This is a genomic window from Shewanella sp. SM87 (assembly GCF_025653705.1).
In the GTDB taxonomy this organism is placed as follows: domain Bacteria; phylum Pseudomonadota; class Gammaproteobacteria; order Enterobacterales; family Shewanellaceae; genus Shewanella; species Shewanella oncorhynchi.
Genome location: NZ_JAKKSC010000086.1, coordinates 1 through 1,064, shown reverse-complemented (window position 1 = coordinate 1,064; position 1,064 = coordinate 1). Strand labels below are relative to the sequence as shown.

Genomic DNA, 1,064 nt, shown 5'->3' with positions numbered 1-1,064 from the left:
TCAGGCGCGTAAACGATTGGGCAGTGAGGTTATTAGAGAAGTATTTAGTCGCAGCGCCAATACCTGGCACGCGAGAGCTGAACATCCTCATTGGTGCGGCCTTAACTTGTATGGTGTTGACGGTGTAGTGTGGCGGACACCCGATAGTGTCCAAAATCAAGCCGCCTTTGCGCGTACCGCAAACGCTTCAGGCGAAGCTGCTTATCCGCAAATTCGCATGGTTTGCTTGATGGAATTAAGCAGCCATTTGTTGGTCAACAGCGCCTTTGATTCGGTTGCCGAAAATGAAATGAACTTAGCATCCCAGCTCATTCCTAGCATTCCCAATTACAGCCTAACCCTATTTGACCGAGGATTTTACTCGCTCGGCCTGTTACACGCTTGGCAGCAAGCGCAACCTGATAGCCACTGGTTGTTGCCATTGAAGAAAGGCACTCAATATGAGGTGGTGCGAACGCTAGGAAAGCATGATCAGTGGGTGAAACTCACCACTACACCTCAGGCCAGAAAGAAATGGCCGCAGCTGCCTGAAACTCTTGAAGCGCGTTTATTGACTAAGACAGTGAAAGGTAAGCCAGTCGCCATTTTGACCTCGTTGACAGACCCGATGCGTTACCCCAGCGAAGACATCGTCGACTTATATGCCCATCGATGGGAAATAGAACTGGGCTACAGAGAGATGAAGCAACATCTACTGGAGAGCCGTTTTACGCTCCGTAGTCAACTACCGGAGCTGGTGACTCAAGAGTTATGGGGCGTGCTACTGGCCTATAATCTCATTAGATATAAGATGTTGCTGATGGCTAAAAGCTTGCCATCGGTCCACCCCAATCAACTGAGTTTTCGAGATGCGGCGAGTTATATCATCTTCAAGTTGACACAACTGTCATCACAAACACCGGGGAATGTCCCGAGAGACGTATTGGATATAGAACGAAATGCACGGCAATTTAAGCTGGATGGTAAACGGGAAAGGGCATATCCACGAGTTCTTAAAATGAGCAAAAACAAGTTCCCGGTTAGACCAAAGAAAAATGCCGTTCACTCTTAAGTGAACGGCATTA

General features: G+C 48.2%; 1 protein-coding gene. It reads left to right on the top strand.

Translation table 11 applies throughout. From position 1 onward, the window contains the following. On the top strand, nt 1-1,051 hold a 1,051-nt coding region (locus tag L5M11_RS24055), incomplete at its 5' end, for an IS4 family transposase (protein WP_263193452.1). Nucleotides 1,052-1,064 lie beyond the last annotated feature (13 nt).